This is a genomic window from Gordonibacter pamelaeae 7-10-1-b (genome assembly GCF_000210055.1).
GTDB lineage: Bacteria > Actinomycetota > Coriobacteriia > Coriobacteriales > Eggerthellaceae > Gordonibacter > Gordonibacter pamelaeae.
Genome location: NC_021021.1, coordinates 3,025,358 through 3,027,385 on the forward strand (window position 1 = coordinate 3,025,358; position 2,028 = coordinate 3,027,385).

The 2,028-nt window shown below is 68.1% G+C and carries 2 protein-coding genes; both read right to left on the reverse strand.

What is annotated here, in order from left to right; all coding sequences use genetic code 11:
* Positions 1-341: response regulator transcription factor (locus GPA_RS19515; RefSeq protein ID WP_041240600.1), on the reverse strand; the 341-nt coding region annotated here is incomplete at its 3' end.
* Positions 342-1,315: 974 nt separating this feature from the next.
* Positions 1,316-2,028 (reverse strand): sugar O-acetyltransferase (locus GPA_RS13980; protein WP_231847659.1); only part of this gene is annotated, 713 nt, incomplete at its 5' end.

A 2,028-nucleotide genomic window follows, 5' to 3' on the forward strand; every position in this document is an offset into this window, starting at 1 on the left:
GCCGCCACCTCGTCGGGCTCGAACGGCTTCACGATGTAGTCGTCGGCCCCCAGGGCGAGCGCGTCCACCTTGTCCGCCAGGCCCGCCTTCGCCGACACCACGATGACCGGCAGGTCGAGCCCCCGTTCGCCGCGCAGGTGCGCGATGAGCTCTCCCCCGCTGGCGCCGGGCAGCATGAGGTCCAGCAGCATGAGGTCGAACGATCCGCGCTCGAGGTGCAGCAGCGCCTCGGTGCCCGAGTACGCCCGCGTCGGCTCGTGCCCGGCGCGCGCCATGATCTTGGCGAGCAGGGCGTTGATGTCGGGGTCGTCCTCCACGATGAGAATGCTGCTCGCGTCCACGCCGGCCCATCCCCCTTCCCGCGCGCCCTCGGCGCACCCTTCCGCACGCGCTTTGCACACATGCCCTGTGCTGGATCCGTCTCCATTATCAACGAAAACCGCCGGGCCGTCGAGGCGAGACGAACGCATGCGAGAGCGCAGGCTCCTCCCGCCTTCTGCCGGCCGCCCGCACTTTCGCAACAGGGATGCGCCGCCCAGACGGCAGACCTGCTGCCGAGCCGCCGCCGGCTATCTCGCTGCAAAACAGGAGAAGCGGAGGGAAGAGGGGGGATCTTCCCTCCGCTAGGAGGTGCGGCGGATGGCCAGACGAGAGGAGCCTCCGCCGCCGGGTCGGCGGACGATGGTCGAAAGCCGTTCCCGCAGGCTGCCAGCGGCCGAGCCGCTCCGAGTTCGCCTGCGCCGTTCCGTTGCGCTTTCGATGTAAGTTAGATTAAGCTAACATGAATTCGCGGGCAAGAGAAGTTACCTGTGTCGTACATTTTCTCCACAATTCGCGCACCCTCTGCCTTGCAGGCCACGGCAGCCCGCGCGCTCCCGGCGCGGGCGAACCCGGGACTCGACCCTCGCTCGCCCATGCGGTCAAGCCGCCTTCACGGCTCGGACGATGCAGCCGCGAGAGCCCGCCTTGCGCCACGACGCCTCGTCGAATAAACGGCCCGGAATGGTCCGGAACTCGGCTTCCATTATTGAGCAATCGTCAATAAACAATGTTCAGCGATTAAGGAGCATCGCCGACAGCGGTTTTTTGCACACTATTTACCGGAATGTTGCACGCACATCCTCCCGCGGACGGCTTCTGCCCAAGTCCGAAACTCGCGAACAGGGGAAACGCCGGCCAAGAGCACGAGGACGACGGGCCGACGGCTCGCCGAGAGGGCGCAGCCGCCCCAAAACGCAATAATCTGGTGAAAAACGTGCAGAAAGGGGCGGTTCTGCATTCGTCCCCGCCACCGCACCGCCCTGCCGGCAATGCTTCAGACCAGGCCGGCTTCGGCGAGGGCATCGGCGACGCTGTCGGCTTCGGTGATCGCGCGCACGGGGCGGCAGGGATTGCCGTAGGCCAGCGTGCGGGGCGGGATGTCCCTCGTCACCACGCTGCCGGAACCGATGACGGCGCCCTCGCCGATGGTCACGCCCGCGTTCACGGTCACATTCGCCGCGATCCACACGCCGCTCTCCACCGTGATGGGCAGGCTCCGCTCCCACACGTGCCCGGTGCCGCCGGCGTCCTCGCAACGGGCGCGCTCGCGGGCGAGCAGCGGGTGCAGCGGCGTGACGAACGAGCAGCCCGGCCCCACCCCCACGTCGTCGCCGAACGTGATGGGCGCTCCGTCCAGGAACGTGCAGTTGAAGTTGAAGAAGCAGTTCCTTCCCAAAAACAGGTTGTAGCCGTAGTCCACCTGCGCGCCCGTCGAAAGCGAGGAGCCCTCGCCCACAGCGCCCAGGAAGCCGTGCAGCATCTTCATGCGGTCGGCGTCCAGCATGCCCTGCTGCGCGTTGAAGCGCGCCATGACCTCGCAGGCGCGGATATGGTCGCGCATGAGCGCCGGGTCGGCGCTGTCGAACCAGGCACCGCCGGCGGATGCGGATGCGGCGCGGGCCGCGGCCTTGCGGGACGGCACAGGCGATCCCGGCAAACCGGCACCCTGGGCAGGCGGGCTCGCGGGCGACCGGGTCGAGCCCCCGG